This window comes from Domibacillus indicus (assembly GCF_023715895.1).
Lineage (GTDB): Bacteria > Bacillota > Bacilli > Bacillales > Domibacillaceae > Domibacillus > Domibacillus indicus_A.
In genome coordinates, this window is sequence record NZ_JAMBOO010000103.1 from 1 (window position 1) to 381 (window position 381).

Consider the following 381-nt stretch of genomic DNA (forward strand, 5'->3'; position numbering starts at 1 on the left):
GTTATGAGCCCGACGAGCTACCGGGCTGCTCCACCCCGCGACAATAAAATAATGGAGGAGGAAAGGGGATTCGAACCCCTGCGCGGTTTGACCCGCCTGTCGGTTTTCAAGACCGATCCCTTCAGCCAGACTTGGGTATTCCTCCAACATACATATATAAACTTAAGTAGCGGCGGAGGGGATCGAACCCCCGACCTCACGGGTATGAACCGTACGCTCTAGCCAGCTGAGCTACACCGCCAAAAAAAGTATTGAAAATATTGGTGGAGCCTAGCGGGATCGAACCGCTGACCTCCTGCGTGCAAAGCAGGCGCTCTCCCAGCTGAGCTAAGGCCCCATTTTAATCAATCGGGAAGACAGGATTCGAACCTGCGACCCCTT

General features: G+C 54.3%; 3 tRNA genes. All 3 read right to left on the reverse strand.

Annotated features, from left to right (window positions below):
- Positions 1–52: 52 nt before the first annotated feature.
- Positions 53–145: transfer RNA gene (locus tag M3221_RS25790), tRNA-Ser, on the reverse strand.
- 22 nt (positions 146–167) lie between these two features.
- A tRNA-Met gene (locus tag M3221_RS25795) sits at positions 168–241 on the reverse strand.
- Positions 242–261: 20 nt separating this feature from the next.
- A tRNA-Ala gene (locus M3221_RS25800) sits at positions 262–337 on the reverse strand.
- Positions 338–381 lie beyond the last annotated feature (44 nt).